This is a genomic window from Sodalis ligni, assembly GCF_016865525.2.
Lineage (GTDB): Bacteria > Pseudomonadota > Gammaproteobacteria > Enterobacterales > Enterobacteriaceae > Acerihabitans > Acerihabitans ligni.
On record NZ_CP075169.1, the window covers coordinates 3,243,382 to 3,262,217 of the forward strand.

Annotated in this window: 11 protein-coding genes and 2 pseudogenes; 6 read left to right on the forward strand and 7 right to left on the reverse strand. The window is 58.0% G+C overall.

Features of this window, described 5'->3' with window-relative positions; genetic code table 11:
• Positions 1-104: 104 nt before the first annotated feature.
• Positions 105-897 (forward strand): annotated as a pseudogene (locus GTU79_RS15100) (trypsin-like serine peptidase); the annotation flags it as partial.
• A gap of 927 nt (positions 898-1,824) precedes the next feature.
• Here the strand turns inward: GTU79_RS15100 and hrpA are convergent.
• Positions 1,825-5,659: pseudogene (gene hrpA / locus GTU79_RS15105) on the reverse strand (ATP-dependent RNA helicase HrpA).
• A gap of 275 nt (positions 5,660-5,934) precedes the next feature.
• Between hrpA and GTU79_RS15110 the strand changes: the two are divergent.
• Positions 5,935-6,537, forward strand: a complete 603-nt coding sequence (locus GTU79_RS15110; protein ID WP_132921468.1) for an FMN-dependent NADH-azoreductase — start codon at positions 5,935-5,937, stop codon at positions 6,535-6,537.
• Between the two features lie 52 nt (positions 6,538-6,589).
• On the opposite strand, the gene GTU79_RS15115 is transcribed toward GTU79_RS15110, so the two are convergent.
• Both GTU79_RS15115 and GTU79_RS15120 read right to left on the reverse strand, forming a co-directional pair.
• Positions 6,590-6,805, reverse strand: coding sequence for a YnbE family lipoprotein (locus GTU79_RS15115; protein WP_132921467.1), 216 nt, complete (start codon positions 6,803-6,805; stop codon positions 6,590-6,592).
• Positions 6,802-9,453 (reverse strand): YdbH family protein, encoded by a 2,652-nt coding sequence (locus tag GTU79_RS15120; protein WP_214513101.1) that lies wholly within the window; start codon positions 9,451-9,453, stop codon positions 6,802-6,804. The genes GTU79_RS15115 and GTU79_RS15120 overlap by 4 nt, the downstream gene beginning before the upstream one ends.
• 73 nt (positions 9,454-9,526) lie before the next feature.
• Here GTU79_RS15120 and GTU79_RS15125 point away from each other — a divergent pair, with 73 nt between their 5' ends.
• Positions 9,527-10,519, forward strand: coding sequence for a 2-hydroxyacid dehydrogenase (locus GTU79_RS15125; RefSeq protein WP_132921465.1), 993 nt, complete (start codon positions 9,527-9,529; stop codon positions 10,517-10,519).
• 315 nt (positions 10,520-10,834) lie between these two features.
• On the opposite strand, the gene GTU79_RS15130 is transcribed toward GTU79_RS15125, so the two are convergent.
• Positions 10,835-11,101 carry a DUF333 domain-containing protein gene (locus tag GTU79_RS15130; RefSeq protein ID WP_132921464.1) on the reverse strand — a complete coding sequence of 89 codons (267 nt, stop codon included), beginning with the start codon at positions 11,099-11,101 and terminating at the stop codon, positions 10,835-10,837.
• Positions 11,102-11,240: 139 nt separating this feature from the next.
• Positions 11,241-11,885: a hypothetical protein gene (locus GTU79_RS15135; RefSeq protein ID WP_203521328.1), complete on the reverse strand. Its 645-nt coding sequence runs from the start codon at positions 11,883-11,885 to the stop codon at positions 11,241-11,243.
• Between the two features lie 194 nt (positions 11,886-12,079).
• Here GTU79_RS15135 and nifJ point away from each other — a divergent pair, with 194 nt between their 5' ends.
• The 3 genes from nifJ to ttcA all read left to right on the forward strand — a co-directional run bounded on the left by nifJ (position 12,080) and on the right by ttcA (position 17,246).
• Positions 12,080-15,607, forward strand: coding sequence for a pyruvate:ferredoxin (flavodoxin) oxidoreductase (gene nifJ / locus GTU79_RS15140; RefSeq protein ID WP_214513102.1), 3,528 nt, complete (start codon positions 12,080-12,082; stop codon positions 15,605-15,607).
• A gap of 117 nt (positions 15,608-15,724) precedes the next feature.
• A complete protein-coding gene (locus GTU79_RS15145) occupies positions 15,725-16,204 on the forward strand; it encodes a hypothetical protein (RefSeq protein ID WP_203521326.1) in 480 nt (159 codons plus the stop codon).
• A 106-nt stretch (positions 16,205-16,310) separates the two neighbouring features.
• Positions 16,311-17,246, forward strand: coding sequence for a tRNA 2-thiocytidine(32) synthetase TtcA (gene ttcA, locus GTU79_RS15150; protein WP_214514150.1), 936 nt, complete (start codon positions 16,311-16,313; stop codon positions 17,244-17,246).
• Between the two features lie 29 nt (positions 17,247-17,275).
• Here ttcA and GTU79_RS15155 read toward each other — a convergent pair whose 3' ends face one another.
• Together GTU79_RS15155 and zntB are read right to left on the reverse strand one after the other, a co-directional pair.
• Entirely contained in the window at positions 17,276-17,473 is a 198-nt protein-coding gene (locus GTU79_RS15155; protein WP_203523182.1) for a hypothetical protein, read from the reverse strand.
• A gap of 376 nt (positions 17,474-17,849) precedes the next feature.
• A complete protein-coding gene (gene zntB, locus GTU79_RS15160) occupies positions 17,850-18,833 on the reverse strand; it encodes a zinc transporter ZntB (protein WP_203521325.1) in 984 nt (327 codons plus the stop codon).
• Positions 18,834-18,836 lie beyond the last annotated feature (3 nt).

Sequence of the window (18,836 nt, forward strand, 5' to 3'; positions counted from 1 at the left end):
CTGAAACACAACGTAATTCTCTTCATTTGCATCGTTTTCCACTATAGTAAGATAATCATTTTTTAATGGATGATATTCCAACTTATCATAAGGCGAGCTTGTTTATGCGCACCTTCCCGCTGTTGCTGCTGTGCCTGTTATCCGTGAGTATCCATAACGCCGCTTCAGCCAGCCTGACCAAAGAGCAAAAAGTGCTTTTTTTCCGGCCATGACAGCCGCCAGCCCATCACAAAGCCTGATACCAGACCCTGGCAGGCCATAGGTCAGATAGAGACCGCCAGCGGCAATCTTTGCACCGCCACCCTGATTTCCCCTCATCTGGCGTTAACCGCCGGCCACTGCGTTCTGGCGCCGCCGGGGAGTATCGACAAAGCCATCATGATCCGTTTCGTCGCCGTGCACCAAGCCTGGCGTTACCACAGCAACGCCATTGAAACCCTGGTGGACAAGAATCTGGGCAAGCGGCTCAAACCCTCCGGCGACGGCTGGGTCGTCCCGCCCGACGCCGCGCCCTATGATTTTGCGCTTATCCGCTTAGGCAAGCCGTTTCGGAAAATCATTCCGCTGCCGTTATGGCAAGGGGATCGCGCACAGCTCACGGCACAGCTGAAACAGGCCGACCGCCTGGTGACCCAGGCCGGTTATCCCGAAGACCATCTCAATACCCTTTATGTCCATCAGGATTGCCAAATAACCGGCTGGGCGCAAACGGCGGTGTTATCCCATCGCTGCAATACCCTACCGGGAGACAGCGGATCGCCGTTGATGCTCAACACCCTGGCCGGTTGGCAATTGATTGCGATACAAAGCTCGGCGCCGCTGGCCAAAGACCGCTATCGAGCGGATAACCGCGCCCTGGCGGTAACCGGCATCCGCAGCGAACTGCTGGCCCTGGCGGGAGATACGGACGGCGCGGCCAATGCACCGGCCGACAGCCAGCCCAAACTGCAAAAAACCGCGGCAAAATAATCCTGGAATACCCCGCGATCGCCGGACGTATAACGAGCGTGTTAAAGGGAGACCGTGCTGATGGGGCCGAAGCGGGCGTGGTTTTACCGCCCGCCGGAGCGCCCACAGCGCGGTAGGCCCGCGATCGCCGATCGTGCAGCGAACATGTTAAAGGGAGACCGTGCTGATGGGGTCGAAGCGGGCGTGGTTTTACCGCCCGCCGGAGCGCCCCACAGCGCGGTAGGCCCGCGATCGTCGAACGTGCAACGATCGGGTGTTAAAGGGAGACCGTGTTGATGGGGCCGAAGCGGGCGTGGTTTTACCGCCCGCCGGAGCGCCCCACAGCGCGGTAGGCCCGCGATCGTCGAACGTGCAACGATCGGGTGTTAAAGGGAGACCGTGCTGATGGGGCCGAAGCGGGCGTGGTTTTACCGCCCGCCGGAGCGCCCCACAGCGCGGTAGGCCCGCGATCGTCGAACGTACAACGATCGGGTGTTAAAGGGAGACCGTGCTGATGGGGCCGAAGCGGGCGTGGTTTTCCCGCCCGCCGGAGCGCCCCACAGCGCGGTAGGCCCGCGATCATCGAACGTACAACGATCGGGTGTTAAAGGGAGACCGTGCTGATGGGGCCGAAGCGGGCGTGGTTTTACCGCCCGCCGGAGCGCCCCACAGCGCGGTAGGCCCGCGATCGCCGATCGTGCAATGATTCGTGTTAAAGGAAGACCGTGCTGCTGGGGCAGAAGCGGGCGTGGTTTTACCGCCCGCCGGAGCGCCCCACAGCGCGGTAGGCCCGCGATCGCCGAACGTACAACGAACCGGCCAAAGGGAGACCTCGCCATCACCGGACTAAAACGTGCCCGGCGGCACGAGCCGCCCCTACAACTCCACCTGATCCATCGCCTGCAGAATACGTTTTTCTGAAATAGGATACGGCGTACCCAGCTGCTGGGCAAAATAGCTGACCCGCAGCTCCTCGATCATCCAGCGAATCTCCTTCACGTCCTCATCCTCGCGCCGAAGGGGCGGCAGCTTCGCCAGCCACTGCCGCCAGGTCTGCTGAATTTGTTCAATCTTCAGCATCTGCGCCCGATCCGGTAAATATCAACGGACAATTTCTCCAGTCGACGCTCAATGGCCCGCAGATAACGCAAAGTATCCCCAACCGCTTCCAACCGTTGCCGGTAACGAAACCGCGATAAATCAGGCCGCTCATCTGGCTTTTGACATCGGATAACGCCAGGGCAAGGGCGATATCCACCCGGCCCTTCAGACGCTGATTGATAGCAAACACCGCCGTCAGTATCTGCTCCACCTGACTGGCGATAGCCACCACTTCCGCATTGAGATTGGCCCGCACATGCTCCTGCAAGGCGGCGTACTCTTCCTCGCTCCACACCACGCCTCCCGCTCGGCCATCAGTTTATCGATGGCGCAGGAAATGCAGTCGTCTATCAAATCAAGCACCTTGCCGTAAGGATTGAAATAAAGACCCAACTTGGCTTTATTGGGCAATTTTCATGCAGGTATTTGATCGGCGAAGGAATATTAATGAGCAGCAGCCGGCGGATACCCAACCACATGGCGCGGTGCTGGTCATGCTCGGTTTCGAACAGGCGGATGGCGACGCTCTGTTTCTCATCCACCAGGGCCGGGTAGGCTTTCAGCGAATAACCGCCCTTTTTCTGTTCATAGCGCTTGGGTAAAGTACCGAAACTCCATAAATGCAGATCCCGCTGCTCCAGGCCGTCATCGGCTACCGCCGACAGGGTTTGTTGCACATCCGCCTTGAGCTTGAGTTTAAGGGCATCCAGATCCTTGCCTTCAGCCAGGATCTTTTGCCGATCGTCGATTACGCGAAAAGTCATTTTCAGATGATCCGGCACCTGGTCCCACTGCCAGGCATCCCTGTCCACCGTCACGCCGGTCATACGACGCAGCTCACGCTCGAGCGCATCCAGCAGGCCGCCTTCCCCTGGCGTTACCCGCTGCAAAAAAGCCTCGGCATAATTCGGCGCCGGCACGAAGTTACGGCGTAACGTTTTTGGCAGGGATTTGATCAAGGCAATGACCAGCTCGCGGCGAACGCCGGGGATCTGCCAGTCAAATCCCTGTAAAGAGACCTGATTCAACAGCGGCAGCGGAATGTGCACCGTCACGCCGTCGGCGTCGGCTCCCGGTTCAAACTGATAGCTCAGCCGCAGTTTAAGGTTACCCTGTCGCCAGACATTGGGATAATCCAGGGCGCTGATATCATCCGCCCCGTCTTTGATCAGCATATTTTTTTCAAAATTGAGCCGGTCGGGATCCTGCCGGGACACCTCTTTCCACCAGCTGTCGAAATGCTGCGCCGACACGACCTCTTGGCCGATGCGTCCGTCATAGAACGCAAACAGCGTTTCATCGTCCACCAGAATATCCCGGCGCCGGGACTTATGCTCAAGCTCCTCCACTTCACCCAGCAGTTTGCGGTTGGCGTGAAAGAACGGATGGCGGGTGAGCCAGTCCCCCTCCACCAGCGCATGGCGGATGAACAGTTCGCGGCACAGGGCCGGGTCGATCTGGCTGTAAGTGACTTTGCGGCCGGTGACGATAGGCAGGCCCAGCAGGGTCACTTTTTCAACCGCCATCACCGAACCCGCCGCTTTTTCCCAGTGCGGCTCGCTGTAGCTGCGTTTGACCAGGTGCTGGGCCAGCGGCTCAATCCATTCCGGATCGATACGGGCGGCAATGCGGCCCCAGAGGCGGCTGGTTTCCACCAGCTCCGCCACCATGGTCCATTTTGGTGGTTTTTTGAACAGACCGGAGCCGGGATAAATAGCAAAGCGGGCATTACGCGCGCCGGTGTATTCGTGCTTATCAACGTCCTTCTGGCCGATGTGGGATAATAAGCCGGTCAACAGGGCGCAGTGCAGACCGCGATAGTCCGCCGGCTGGGTATTTACCGGCAGGCCGAGGGTTTTCACGGTTTGACGCAGCTGGGTATAGACATCCTGCCACTCCCTGACCCGCAAATAGCTGAGAAAATCGGTGCGGCACAGCCGGCGGAACTGGCTGGAGGGCAGCAATTTCTGCTGCTCCTGCACATAATCCCATAAATTCACGAACGCCATGAAATCCGACTCTTTATCGGCGAAGCGGCGGTGCTTTTCATCGGACGCCTGCTTTTTATCCATAGGCCGCTCGCGGGGATCCTGGATAGACAGGGCGGAGGCAATCACCATGACCTCCCGCACGCAGCCGTTGTTCCTGGCTTCCAACACCATCCGCGCCAGGCGCGGGTCCAGCGGCAATTGCGCCAGCTGTCGTCCGAGGGGGCTCAGGCGATAGCCCCGCGTGGTTTCAGGCCCCAGGGCCCCCAGCTCTTCCAGCAGCCGCACGCCGTCCTGGATCTGGCGCTTATCCGGGGCTTCCACAAAAGGAAACGCTCCGATATCCCCAAGCCCGAGGGAGGTCATCTGCAAGATAACCGACGCCAGGTTGGTGCGCAGAATCTCCGGATCGGTAAATTCCGGACGGGAAAGAAAATCCTCCTCGGAGTACAGCCGGATACAGATACCGGCGGAGACCCGTCCGCACCGGCCTTTGCGCTGGTTGGCGGATGCCTGGGAAATGGGTTCGATAGGCAGACGCTGCACCTTGGTGCGAAAACTGTAGCGGCTGATGCGCGCGGTGCCGGGGTCAATGACATATTTGATCCCCGGTACGGTTAACGAGGTTTCAGCCACATTGGTGGCCAGCACGATACGGCGGCCGCTATGGGACTGGAACACCCGGTTCTGCTCGCTGTTGGATAAACGGGCATAGAGCGGCAGCACCTCGGTATGGGGTAAATCCAGCTTGTTCAGGCCGTCGGCGGTATCGCGGATTTCACGCTCGCCGCTCATGAAAATCAGAATATCCCCCGGCGACTCCCGGCTCAATTCGGCCACCGCGTCAAAGATGGCCTGGGACTGATCGTTATCTCCATCCCCCGCTCCGTCCGCCACCGGCCGGTATCGCACCTCCACCGGATAAGTGCGTCCGGAGACTTCAATTATCGGGGCGTGGTTGAAGTGACGGGAAAAGCGCTCGGGATCGATGGTGGCCGAGGTGATAATGATTTTCAGGTCGGGCCGTTTGGGCAACAGTTGATAGAGATAGCCGAGGATGAAATCGATATTCAGGCTGCGCTCATGGGCTTCATCGATAATCAGCGTGTCGTACTGGAGCAGCAGCCGGTCCTGCTGTATTTCCGCCAGCAGTATGCCGTCGGTCATCAGCTTCACCAGGGTGTTATCGCCCACATGATCGTTGAAACGAACCTTGTAGCCCACCGCATCTCCCAGCGGCGTCGCCAGTTCCTGGGCGATGCGATCGGCAACGGTGCGCGCCGCCAGCCGCCGCGGCTGGGTATGGCCGATAAGGCCGGTGATGCCTCGCCCCAGCTCCAAACAGATTTTCGGGATTTGGGTGGTTTTACCGGAGCCGGTTTCACCGGCGATAATCACCACCTGATGGTCGCGAATGGCCTGCAGGATATCGGCGCGCTTCTGGCTTACCGGTAAATCTTCGGGATAGGAAATATCCGGACGGGCCGCCCGCCGGCTTTCCGCTCGCTGTACGGAAAGCCGGATATCGGCGGCAATGTGTTCGGTTATGGCGGCTTGCGCCTCGGGCTCTCTTTCATGGCGCCCTGCAAACGACGGCGCAAACCGGTTTTATCGCGGAGCATTACCGACTCCAACGAAGCGGACAGCGCCGCCAGCGGTGACTTCACGTTATCTTTCCTCAAAACCTGCGGCCGGACAGTGCTTAATGTGCCGGCCCGGATGCTTTCATTTCGCCAGCTTATCATATCTGCCGGCAGGACTTTAACTCTGCCGCCGGTTTGTTCAGTAAATTCGAACAAACAACTCGAAATATTGCGCTTTCACTGACCGGGGTTTGTGAATAGAGTGTTACTCATTGCCTAAGGGTCAATCCCCATTGAAGAATAAGGAATAAAAGATGAGTAAGGTATTAGTTATTAAATCAAGTATTTTGGCTACGTTTTCACAATCCAACCAATTGGCCGATCATTTCATCGAACAATGGAAGCAAAACCACAGCGGCGATGAGATTACCGTGCGCGACCTTGCCGCACAACCGATACCGGTGCTGGATGGCGAATTGGTGGGCGCCCTGCGGCCGGCGGATGCTACCCTGACGCCCCGCCAGCAGGAGGCCCTAACCCTGTCCGATGAGTTGATTAACGAACTGCAGGCCCATGATGTGATTGTTTTTGCCGTCCCCATGTACAATTTTAATATTTCCACCCAGCTTAAGAACTATTTTGACCTGATTGCCCGTGCGGGCGTGACCTTCCGCTACAGCGAGCAGGGTCCGGAAGGCCTGGTCAAGAATAAACGCGCGTTTGTCCTCACTACCCGCGGCGGCATCCATAAAGATACCCCGAGCGATCTGGTAACCGCCTATCTGCGGTTATTCCTCGGATTTATCGGTATCACCGATGTGCAATTCGCCTTTGCCGAAGGCATCGCCTATGGTCCGGAAGTGGCCGGCAAGGCGCAGGACGAAGCCAAAGAACAAATCAACCAGTTTGCCGCCTGAGTATTCCCTCTCTGCCATGAAGCACTGTTGCGCATCTTCGGATGCGCTTTTTTTATTTGGCCGGCGGGCAGGCGTTGGCGTCGGGACAGACCACCGGCTGCAGCAAGGCGGCGCTGCGCTTGTCCGCCGTGATGTTGATGTCATGTTCAATTCTGACATTCATATTGATGGTAATGGGTTCCTTGGGCATCGCCAGCTCGATACGCGGAACGCATGCGCTCACCGTCAGCGCGGCCAGAATTACCATGAGTTTGATGCCCGATGTCATTGCGCTCCCCTTGTAGTCAGCGCAGGCTGCGCCGCCTGTTTTTCCAGCGTCTGTTCAACCTGGGTGCCGAAGCGCAGGCTTCGCCACAGTTGAAACAGGTTTTCCTGATGGCGGTAATTCAGCCGGACTTCCCGCTGAGCATTGATTTGTGAATTGGTGCCGGTGATGTGCGCCAGCAGCAGCAGATTCCCCGATCGATCCAGGTCTACCTCGGCGCGGGTGCGGGTGATTTCCATATAGCGCAGCCAGTCAATGGCCGCACGGGTCGCCAGATTACTGCTGCCCAACTGGTCGGCGAACTGTTTATCCAATCGCAAGGTCATATTATCGTCGTTGGCCAGCCAGCCGTGGCGAATATAGCCGGCCGGGTCGGCGAAATTCAGCGGCAATTCGCCGCTGACCCGGCCTGAGACGGCAAATTGCCGGGTATTAAGCACGGTGACGAGTTCGCTCATTTCAATGGATTTCAGGCTGAGCACCGCCGCCTCCCGCTGCGGCAGGCGTAGCGGCGACAGGCGGATGCTGCCGCCGAGGGTATCCACCGCCGCCTGGGTCAGCGTCAGGGGCCGCCTTTCGTCGTAAGGATAATAGCCCTGCAGCCCGAGCGCCAGGTGGTCGAGGTTAATTGGCGTTACCACCTTGTCGATATTCAGGGTGACGGGCTGTTTGACCCCCAGCAGCCAGCGCTGGTCCTGCAACCGGTAAGACAGACCGAGGGCAATGCCCTGTAAATGGTTTTCCTGCATCCAGACATCGCCCTCGCTCACCACCGCATGGCCCCCCGCCAGAAAACCTTGCCCGGAAGCGGCTGAAAAGGCGCTCTGGGCGTGGAATTCACCGTCCCGCAGGGTCATTTTCAGCTCCGGCGCCAGCAGGGTCTGAAATACCCGCAGCGGCTGCTGCGGCCACCAGGCCTGGCCGCGCAGGCGCGTTCCGTCCCAGCGTCCGTTTACTCTTACCGGACCGATGGCGCCGGCCTGCAGCTTGCCCCGCCAAAGAAAATCCTGCGGGTCGCGCCCCGACAGTTGCAATACGAGGCGCGGCTGCGGCATGTATCCGCCCCGTTTGATGTCTATGCGCCGGGCGGACAGACTCATCCCGCCGCTAAACGCCGGCTGCGACGCCTTGCGCTGCCAGCGGAACGGGGTTACAAGCTTCAGGCGGGGTTCATCCACATGCACCAGGCCGTATTCCAGCCCATCGAAGCCGCTGTTCATTTCGCTCAGTTCAATCATATCTTCCAGCCAACTGCCCCGTCCGTTGATATCCCAGCGGGCGTGAAACGGCGAGAGATAACCGTTACCCCAATAGCGCCAGCGCCACTGCCCCTGGTCAGGCAAAAAGTTGCTGGCCCGTCCGTCGAGATGCAGGGTTAAATTCCCCATATGAGCGGCATCCGCCAGCAGGATGGCCTGCAAGCGGCCGCTCAGGCCGCGGGAGGAGAGCTGCATGCCCGCCAGCGGTAAACGGGCGCTGGTGATATTCAAAACATTGAACAGCGGCCCCACCACCCTCAGCAGCGCGCCGGGGGACATTACCAAGACAGGATCGCTCAAGGGGCCCCTCAGTTGGCCCGGGATCGAGGCATCCAAAGACAAATCACCCTGATTGGCCAGCCCGGTCAGGCGAAAATCCAGCGCGTTATCCGTCAGGCCGATTTTGCCCGGCCCCAGGTTCAGAACCGCGTTGGCTTTACCCCGCAATCCCTCGGTGAGGACATTCAGCCGGGCGCTGATTTCCAGGCCGACCAGCCCGGCTTGCCAGTTTTTCAGGTTAAGGCTGATATGGCCCGCCAGGGGCTGTGACGCATAGGGCCAATGCCATTCGCCCCCGGAGATGGCAATGGACTCATCGCTCACCTGCCAGGGTAAGCGCGCCAGGGTGAAATCCTTCTGACCGTCGCTGATAGTCAGCTCGCCGTTTTGCTGCCGCCAGTCAAACCTGGCGATGAGCGGCGTACCGTCGGGAGAAGCCATGCCGGCCGTCAATGCGCCCCGCTCCGGCGGCAGCAGTATCTGGGGGGACAGGCCCAGGCTGCCCTGTAAACGTACCCACTGGCGGCCGGCGGCATCATTGAGGGTTAAATCATTCACCGTCAGCTGCCGGTCCAGCATGCGCAGATCCGCCGTCACCTCGCCGCCGCGGTAGTTAAGCCGCGTGTCGTTTCCCCGGTGGACCAGATGCAGTTCGCCGCCATAGGCTTGCCAGGGGACCACCGACAGCCGCTGGATATGCAGCGAGAAGGATGGCAATTCCCCCAGCACCCCTTGCCATGTCAAAGGCGCTCCGCTATCGGCGGCGGACGCGGCGCAGAGGGTATTCGCCGTGACCTGTCGCGCATCAAGGCGCCAGCCGCCGTTGCCGCGGCCAAGAGAGACACCGCTGCCGTCCAGCCAATCGCAATTCCCCCGGACTAACCGGATATCCGGCAACGCCAGCTGACCCTGCCGCCAGGCGGGACGTCCGTCGAGGATTAAACGAACGTCGGCGGGCAGATAGCGCTGCTCCAATAGCGGCAGCCAGGCCGGCGTAAAATACCAGGCAGCGGCCACCAGCACGAAAATAACCATCAGCAGCGACAGCAGAAAACGGTGGGCCTTGAAAAAAAAAGCGCCTTTACGCCCTAAAGTGCCCGATACTGTGGTCATGCCATTCCTTTATTGTCCCGATGTCTGCAAGATATCATACTTGGGTTGAAAATTTTGCTAGCGAGAAGAGTGTATGAAAATCGCCGTCTACAGTACTAAAAATTACGATTTGAAATATTTATCAAAAGTGAATGAAGAGTATGGTTACGATCTGGAATTTTACGAATTTCAGTTAACCCCGCGTACCGCCAAAACCGCCGAAGGATGCGATGCGGTATGTATCTTCGTCAATGACGACGGCGGCCGCGACGTGCTGGAAATACTGGCCGCCCATGGCGTGAAGACGGTGGCGCTGCGCTGCGCCGGTTTTGATAATGTGGATTTGGACGCGGCGAAAAAACTGGGCATTGCGGTGGTGCGCGTACCGGCCTACTCGCCGGAAGCCGTGGCGGAACACGCCATCGGCCTGATGATGTGTTTGAACCGGCGTATCCATCGCGCTTATCAACGTACCCGCGACGCCAATTTTTCGCTGGAAGGGCTGATAGGCTTTAATATGCATAATCGCACCGCGGGCGTTATCGGCACCGGTAAAATCGGCGTGGCCGCCATGCGGATCCTGAAAGGCTTCGGCATGCGGCTGTTGGCCTACGATCCCTATCCGAGCGCGCAGGCGCTGGAACTGGGGGCAGAATACGTAGACCTGCCGACGCTGTTCGCCCAGTCCGACGTCATTACCCTGCACTGCCCTTTGACGCCGGAAAATCACCATCTGCTGGACCGGGAAGCCTTTGCCAAAATGAAAGACGGCGTAATGATCATCAACACCAGCCGCGGCGGGCTCATTGATTCCCAGGCGGCCATAGAGTCGTTGAAGCTTCAGAAAATCGGCGCCCTGGGGATGGACGTGTATGAAAATGAGCGGGATTTGTTCTTTGAGGATAATTCCAACGACGTGATCCAGGACGACGTCTTCCGCCGCCTATCGGCCTGCCATAACGTGCTGTTCACCGGCCACCAGGCATTCTTGACGGAAGAAGCGCTGACCAGCATCGGCGAAATCACCCTGCAAAATCTCAGGCAAATCAGCGGCGGGGAGCACTGCCCGAATCTGCTGAACGGCTGACGGTTTTAAGGCGGCGGCGTAGAGTGATGTGAGATAGCCCGCTGGTTTAGCGGGCAAGAGCTTGTTGACAAAGTGCCCGGTCGGGACAAGATGCTAGATCGTAAACACGCCGTAAATCCATCCCTGGAGGCTCGATCCGCGCCATCCCTGGCGCGGACGGTTTACTCTTCTAGCATCCTGCCCCGCCTCATAGACTCCGAGTACGTTTGTCAGCACTCTGAAGACGCTGGTTTAGCGGGCTATCACTTTTGTCCGGTCTTGACTTTGGCGGTTGAACTTTTTCCCGGATCCCCGCACCTTTCATTACAGCTGTGACTACAGCGCGTTGCGGGCCAGGCTTTCCATGGGTTTGCGCTTGCCGTCCGCCAGCTGGCACATCTCCACCGAGCTGCCGTCCAGCTGCTGCGCGGTGGTGGGACTGCCCCCCGCATTGATACAGCTGGCCTCGATAACCGTCATCGCCCGCTGCTCAGGCGGCAAGTGGGCCGACGTGCCCTGCTGTTCAGGTTCCTGATTGGAATGACTGCTGCAGGCGACCAAAAACAGCGCCGACGTCGCCAATAACCACAGACTCACCTTCATCAATGTGCTCCGGAAAGAGGTATTAGGAACAATCTTAAGGCTGTCAGTGTAGTCGCACAAAATGTATGCGTCGAGACTCAATTGCGTTTTTGATTATAAAATCATCAGACCGGCCAGTCTTTTCACTCGCCGCCCTGCTTTATAAGTGCGCCAGGCTGATTATCGCATCATGGGCAAGCACCGCATCCAAAGAGGTTATCCGGTAGTTCCCCGGTTTTTTGCCTGACGCTTTATCTTCAGCAGCGCCGGGCGCCACAGCCTCCTCATCTAAGGTGGAACCCTCATATTTCTCATCATCAGCGGGAACGTCTTTTAGAATGGCCTGTTTTTTATCCATACAGGCGGAAAATGACTTTATGGTCATTAAGAGCCTCTCATCGTGTATTCCATGCTTCTTGGCAACGCTCTGCCATTTTTCTCCTTTTTTCAGCATCGCTCCCGCTGAACCGTCATGACCGGCCATCAGGGAGGCGGTGTGTATTTTACGCAAGGAATCTTTATTTTTTATACAGTATTTGTCGACGGTAGCTTGGCAGTTGCCGCCATTCAAAACCGCTTCTATGGCGAGTTTTAGACAGCGTTGCGTAACCCCTTGTACTTCAAGCATCACTTTTTCACTGAACTCACTATGACTGGCGCGACGACTGATATTCGGGCTGGCGTTCTCGTTATTCACCGCTGCTACAGGCAGAGCGTTTTTTAAAGGTTTCGTTTGAACCGTGCCCGGCGTAAGCGAACTTCCCGCCGATAATGCAGCTGATTTCAGGCTTGTTATGTTATTCATCGTTATATCCCAATGGGTTAAAGGGAGTGTAATATAGTGAATACTGTTCAAACAATTCCGCAACTGCCCTGGGATAATTCATCCCCGTCGCACAAAAGCAAAAATACCCTGCGCCCGCTACTGTTATACTCATGGCTAATTATGATAACCCGATGATTTTATGGTTATCATCCGTTGAGCAAATAAGGCAGAACATGATCACCACAGACGGTAATAACGCAGTCGCCTCGGTGGCTTACCGTATTAACGAAGTTATCGCGATATATCCCATCACCCCCAGCTCAACCATGGCGGAACTGGCTTCCGCCTGGTCTGAAGCCGGCACCGCCAATATCTGGGGCGACGTGCCGCGGGTGGTTGAGATGCAATCCGAAGGGGGCGCCATCGCCACGGTACACGGCGCCTTGCAGACCGGCGCCTTGTCCACTTCCTTCACCTCATCCCAGGGATTGCTGTTGATGATCCCGACCTTGTACAAACTGGCGGGGCAATTGACGCCGTTTGTACTGCACGTGGCGGCCCGCACGGTGGCCACCCACGCCCTGTCGATTTTCGGCGATCACTCCGATGTCATGGCGGTACGCCAGACCGGCTGCGCCATGCTGTGCGCGAGCAATGTGCAGGAAGCGCAGGATTTTGCGCTGGTCTCCCATATCGCCAGCCTGAACAGCCGGCTGCCGTTTATCCATTTTTTCGACGGTTTCCGCACCTCCCATGAAATCAATAAAATCGCGCCGCTGTCGGACGATACGCTGAAAACCCTGCTGCCGCAGGCGGGCATCGACGCCCACCGGCAGCGGGCACTGACGCCGGATAACCCGGTCATTCGCGGCACCTCCGCCAACCCGGATACCTATTTCCAATCGAGGGAAGCCACCAACCCCTGGTACAACGGCGCGTTTGCCCATGTGGAACAGGCAATGGACGCGTTTGCCGGCGCCACCGGCCGCCGTTACCAACCCTTTGAGTACTACGGCCATCCCCAGGCCGAGCGGGTGATAATCCTGATGGGATCGGCCATCGGCACCTGCGAAGAGGTTATCGACAGCCTGCTGGCGCGGGGTGAAAAGGTGGGCATGGTGAAAGTCCGTCTTTATCGCCCGTTTTCCGCCGAACATCTGCTGGCGGCCATCCCGGACAGCGCGCGTAGCATCGCGGTGCTGGATCGCACCAAAGAGCCGGGAGCGCTGGCGGAGCCGCTTTATCTGGATGTGATGACCTCCCTGGCGGAGGCCTATAGCCAGGGCCGGCGCGACAGCCTGCCCCGCACCATCGGCGGCCGCTACGGCCTGTCGTCGAAAGAGTTCGATCCCGCCTGCGTCCTGGCGATTTTTAATGAGCTGGCATTGCCCCGGCCGCGGCCGCGTTTCACCGTCGGCATCTTTGACGATATTACCCATTTGTCCCTGCCGTTGCCGGAGGCTGATTTACCCCATCGCGCCAAACTGGAAGCCTTGTTCTACGGCTTGGGCAGCGACGGGTCGGTTTCCGCCACCAAGAACAACATCAAAATCATCGGCAACAGCACGCCGCTGTTCGCCCAGGGTTATTTTGTCTATGACTCGAAAAAGGCCGGCGGCCTGACGGTTTCCCACCTGCGGGTCAGCGAACATCCCATCAATTCGGCCTACCTCATCAGCCACGCCGACTTTATCGGCTGCCATCAGTCGCAGTTTATCGACAAGTACCAAATGGTGGAGCGCCTGCGGCCGGGAGGTATCTTCCTGCTGAACACCCCCTATGCCGCCGACGAAATCTGGGCGCGGCTGCCGCAGGAAGTGCAGGCGCTGCTGATCCAGCGCCAGGCTAAGTTTTATATTATCAATGCGGCGCAGATTGCCCGCGAATGCCAGTTGGGAGCGCGCATCAATACGGTGATGCAGATGGCCTTTTTCCAATTTACCGACGTATTGCCCCAGGACAGCGCCCTCGCCGCCCTGCAGTCGGCCATTGCCCGTAGCTACAGCAGCAAGGGGCAGGAACTGGTGGAACGCAACTGGCAGGCCCTGGCGGCTACCCGGGAAGCGCTGCACGCCGTGCCGCTGCGGGCAGTCAATGAACACAGCCCGCTGCGCCCGCCGGTGGTGTCCGACGCGGCGCCGGATTTTGTCAAAACCGTCACCGCGGCGATGCTGGCGGGTCTCGGCGATGCGCTGCCGGTTTCCGCCCTGCCGCCGGACGGCACCTGGCCGGTGGGCACCACCCGCTGGGAAAAACGCAATATCGCCGAACGCATCCCTCTGTGGAAACCGGAGCTGTGTACCCAGTGCAATCACTGCGTGGCGGCCTGCCCCCATTCGGCGATCCGCGCCAAGGTGGTCTCCCCCGAGTCCATGAGCGCGGCCCCGGCCGGACTGGCGTCCCTGGAAGTGAAATCCCGCGATATGCGCGGCCAGAAATACGTTTTGCAGGTGGCGCCGGAAGATTGTACCGGCTGTAACCTGTGCGTGGAGGTCTGCCCGGCCAAAGACCGGCAAAACCCGGACATCAAGGCTATCAATATGGCTTCGCGGCTGGAGCATGTGGAAGAGGAAAAGATCCATTACGACTTCTTCCTGAATCTGCCGGAAATGAAACCCGAGCAGCTGGAACGCATCGACATCCGCACCTCTCAGCTGATTACCCCGCTGTTCGAGTACTCCGGCGCCTGCTCCGGCTGCGGCGAGACGCCGTATATCAAGCTGCTGACCCAACTGTATGGCGAAAGGCTGCTGATAGCCAACGCCACCGGCTGTTCTTCCATCTACGGCGGCAATCTGCCCACCACTCCCTACACCACCAACGCCGAGGGGCGCGGTCCGGCCTGGGCCAATTCGCTGTTTGAGGACAACGCCGAGTTCGGGCTGGGATTCCGGCTGACGGTGGATCAGCACCGCCGCCGTGTCCTGCGTTTGCTGAACCAGCATCGCGATCTGCTGCCGGAGAGCTTGCTGGCCGGATTGCAGGCCGACGGAGTGGCCGTGCCGGAACGCCGCGCACAGATCGAACAGTTAAGAGCCCTGTTGAAACCCCATACCGGCGGCGACAGCAGGCAACTGGCCGCGGACGCCGATTATCTGGTGGATAAATCCATTTGGCTTATCGGCGGCGACGGCTGGGCCTATGATATCGGCTTCGGCGGCCTGGACCATGTGCTGAGCCTGTCGGAAAACGTCAATGTTCTGGTGCTGGATACCCAATGCTATTCCAATACCGGCGGCCAGCAATCCAAAGCCACCCCGCTGGGGGCGGTAACCAAATTCGGCGAACAGGGCAAGCGCAAAGTCCGCAAGGATTTGGGGGTGAGCATGATGATGTACGGCCATGTCTATGTGGCGCAAATCTCCCTCGGCGCCCAGCTCAACCAGACGGTGAAAGCCATTCAGGAAGCCGAGGCTTATCCCGGCCCGTCGCTGATTATTGCCTACAGTCCTTGCGAAGAGCACGGCTATGATTTGGCGTTAAGCCACGACCAGATGCGCCAGCTCACCGCCACCGGCTTCTGGCCGCTGTATCGTTTCGATCCCCGCCGCGGCGATGAAGGCAAGCTCCCCCTGTCGCTGGATTCACGCCCGCCCAGCAGCGAGTTAAGCGCTACCCTGCTTAATGAGCAGCGCTTTAAGCGGCTGAACAGCCAGCAGCCCGAGGTGGCCAGCGCGCTCTATCAGGCGGCGGAAAAGGATTTGAAGGCGAAATATGACTTCCTGGCCCGCATGGCGGGCAAAGGGGAGACGGCGGAATAAGCCGGCTGGATTTATTGACAACCTGTCCGGCCGGGAGCGGCCGGCCGGCGATTCCGGACTTTTCAGCCGGCGGCAGAGGCGCTATTATGCCCGCGGCTGGATTGATACGGATGAAAAATGGATCGCAACTATATTGTCGAAGTGCCCCGGCACGGCAGCTTTTTTCTTTCATGGGTTGCTTATGTCCGCCCCTGGATATTGTTCGCCATGCTGACCGCCATCGGCTTGCTGGTATCCCAGTCCGCCAACGCGGCCAATATCATCCTGGCCGGTTACGTCATTTTGTTTATCGGCATCGTTAAGCTGATTTATGATCTGGCCTGGCGCCGGCGCTTTCGGTTTTTTTATGACCTGGAAGGCGTTTGGCTGGTGCGCGGCCTGCTGCCCGGGCGCCGGGGTAAAAAGGGGCTGTCCTGGCTGGAAATCGACGAGGTCGCCTGTGACAGCGGTCCGTTCAGCTGGCTGACAAAGTCCTACGGCATCACCATCAGCCATCGTTTCAGCGCCACCCGCCAATTGCACATCAGCCAAATCAAACATGGCGATCGGGCGGTGGCGGCCATCAATGAAAGGCTGATGCAGGAATTCACGGACTGAGCGATGTCTGCCCGACCCGCCTCATCCATTCTCCTGCGTTGCCGTTTTATAGAATCGCATTACCGCGCCGCTGTCAGACACAGTCCCTTACATAACACCTTAAGGCATAATTACCGTGGTTGATCAAAAACAGATTTATAACTTCAATAAGCTTCAGAAGCGCTTGCGGCGCAATGTGGGCCAGGCCATCGCCGACTTCAACATGATTGAGGAAGGGGATCGCATCATGGTCTGCCTGTCGGGAGGCAAGGACAGCTACACCATGCTGGACATCCTGCGCAGTCTGCAGCAAAACGCGCCGGTGAACTTTACCTTGATAGCGGTGAATCTGGATCAGAAACAGCCCGGCTTCCCCGGCGATGTATTGCCCGCCTACCTTGAATCGCTGGGTATCGAATATCACATCGTTGAAGAAAATACCTATGCCATCGTTAAGGATAAGATTCCCGAGGGCAAAACCACCTGTTCCCTGTGTTCAAGGCTGCGGCGGGGAATTCTATACCGCACCGCCGGCGAGCTGGGCGCCAATAAGATTGCCCTGGGCCACCATCGCGACGACATGCTGCAAACGCTGTTTCTGAATATGTTCTACGGCGGTAAATTAAAGGCCATGCCGCCCAAACTGATGAGCGACGACGGCAAACATATTGTCATTCGCCCCCTGGCCTACTGCCGGGAAAAGGATATCGAACGTTTTGCCGCCGCGCGGGAATTTCCCATTATCCCCTGTAATTTGTGCGGCTCCCAGCCCAACCTGCAGCGGCAGGTGATCGGGAATATGCTGCGGGACTGGGATAAACAGTATCCGGGACGGATAGAAACCATGTTCCGCGCCATGCAAAACGTGGTGCCCTCCCATTTGGCGGATAGCAATCTCTTTGACTTCAGGCAGTTGAATGCCGGCGACCCGGTAATAGCGGGCGGAGATCTGGCCTTTGACCGGGAAACGCTGCCGGCGGTGCCGGTGGGCTGGCAGGATGAACCGGAGGAGTTATTGCAGCTCTCTGTTCACCAACGTTTGCCGGTGACGGGAATCAAATAAGGTAACGCCGCCCGTGGGCGGCGGCATGATCAAAAAAGATGAGGCGGCGGGTCGTTGATGGGTTTGGGATCGGGATTATAGGGCGGTTCCAGCGGCGGCTCCGGCAGCGGATTGGGGATCGGCGGCGGATCGGTGGGTATGGGCTCATTGGGAATCGGCTCGGTGGGTATACTGAACCGATATTGATTCGCGCGTGCCGTGCCAGAGGGCGTAGTAGTCAACGACATAGTGTCCACCTCGTAGGGAAATATCGAAATAATTGCATAAATTACAGCGGCAAGTCATGGCTATGCCGTCGGATTCAGCCATTGGCGCTGCACTCAAGTCATGTTAATGAAATACTCTTTAAGGATAGCCGGGAGGGGTTAAAGCGCAAAAAAAATGCCAGGTTCTAAAACCCGGCATTATATGAATTAAATATGCTATGCAATAATTCAAAAAAAGGAAGTAAGACAATATGGAGCGCAACGCCCATCGCTTGACGTTGCATTCACCTGCACAATGGATAATGCCTGATTCTAAGCATCGGCTTTTTGATATTGCTCAATATTGATGAGCTTTTTGGATACTTTTTACCGAATATATTTCCATAAAACGCCAATGTTATAGCCATTTACGACGTTTTAACCACCATGCAACCCCCAGAACCAATAAAACCAACAGCAGACAAAACAGGCTAAAACCATAACGCATATTGCCGCCGGGAATGCCGCCCAGGTTAACGCCGAACAGGCCGGTGAGGAAGGTGGTGGGCAGGAATACCATTGCCATCAGGGACATGGTATAACTGCGGCGGTTGATGGCTTCCGCCGTCAGCGAGTTGATTTCATCGGCGATGACCGCCGTGCGCGCGATGCCGCCGTCAATATCCTCTATGCCCCGCCCCAGCCGGTCGGCGATATCCTGCATCCGGCGCCGGTCGTCCTTGTCCATCCAGGCCAGATGCTCGCTGGCCAGACGCGAGAACACGTCGCGCTGGGGCCCCATATAGCGGCGCAGCACAATCAACTGCTTGCGCAGCTGCGCCAGCTGGCCGCGCGGCGGAATGCGCTGTTCAAGCAGGTCGTTTTCCAGGGCGATTATCCGATCGTGCATTTCATCGATGAAATCACTGGTATGATCGGTCAGGATATCGCTCATCTCCACCAGCCAGGTACCGCTGTTGACCGGGCCCTGTTTTCTCTGCAGCCCTTCAAGAATCTCTTCCACCGCCTGTATAGGCTGACGCCGGGTGGTGACAATCAGCTTATCGGTGATATAGATGCGCAGTACGATCAGCTCTTCGGGGTACTCTTCGGTATTAAAATTAATGCTCCGCAATATAATCAGCGCCCCTTCGGGCAGCCGGTTTATCCTGGGCCGGGTGCTGTTGCCCGCCAGCGGCTCACGCAAGGAATCCGGAACCAGCGGCGTATCATTCAGCCATTCCATGCTGGCCTGGTGCTCAATATCCAGATGCAGCCAGCACGGGTGGTCGCAATGGGCAATATCCGCCGCTTCAATGGGCCGGATACCCCCGGCGCCGTCCAACTGGCCGGCATAAACCACACCATTGATATGCAAAGCGTTTTGATCAATAACGTCCAACGT

What these genes read in the sequence shown, in the direction of transcription:
- GTU79_RS15110 (WP_132921468.1), top strand. Translation starts at nt 5,935, where the DNA reads ATGAGTAAGGTATTAGTTATTAAATCAAGTATTTTGGCTACGTTTTCA.
- GTU79_RS15115 (WP_132921467.1), bottom strand. Translation starts at nt 6,805, where the DNA reads ATGACATCGGGCATCAAACTCATGGTAATTCTGGCCGCGCTGACGGTG.
- GTU79_RS15120 (WP_214513101.1), bottom strand. Translation starts at nt 9,453, where the DNA reads ATGACCACAGTATCGGGCACTTTAGGGCGTAAAGGCGCTTTTTTTTTC.
- GTU79_RS15125 (WP_132921465.1), top strand. Translation starts at nt 9,527, where the DNA reads ATGAAAATCGCCGTCTACAGTACTAAAAATTACGATTTGAAATATTTA.
- GTU79_RS15130 (WP_132921464.1), bottom strand. Translation starts at nt 11,101, where the DNA reads ATGAAGGTGAGTCTGTGGTTATTGGCGACGTCGGCGCTGTTTTTGGTC.
- GTU79_RS15135 (WP_203521328.1), bottom strand. Translation starts at nt 11,885, where the DNA reads ATGAATAACATAACAAGCCTGAAATCAGCTGCATTATCGGCGGGAAGT.
- nifJ (WP_214513102.1), top strand. Translation starts at nt 12,080, where the DNA reads ATGATCACCACAGACGGTAATAACGCAGTCGCCTCGGTGGCTTACCGT.
- GTU79_RS15145 (WP_203521326.1), top strand. Translation starts at nt 15,725, where the DNA reads ATGGATCGCAACTATATTGTCGAAGTGCCCCGGCACGGCAGCTTTTTT.
- GTU79_RS15155 (WP_203523182.1), bottom strand. Translation starts at nt 17,473, where the DNA reads ATGTCGTTGACTACTACGCCCTCTGGCACGGCACGCGCGAATCAATAT.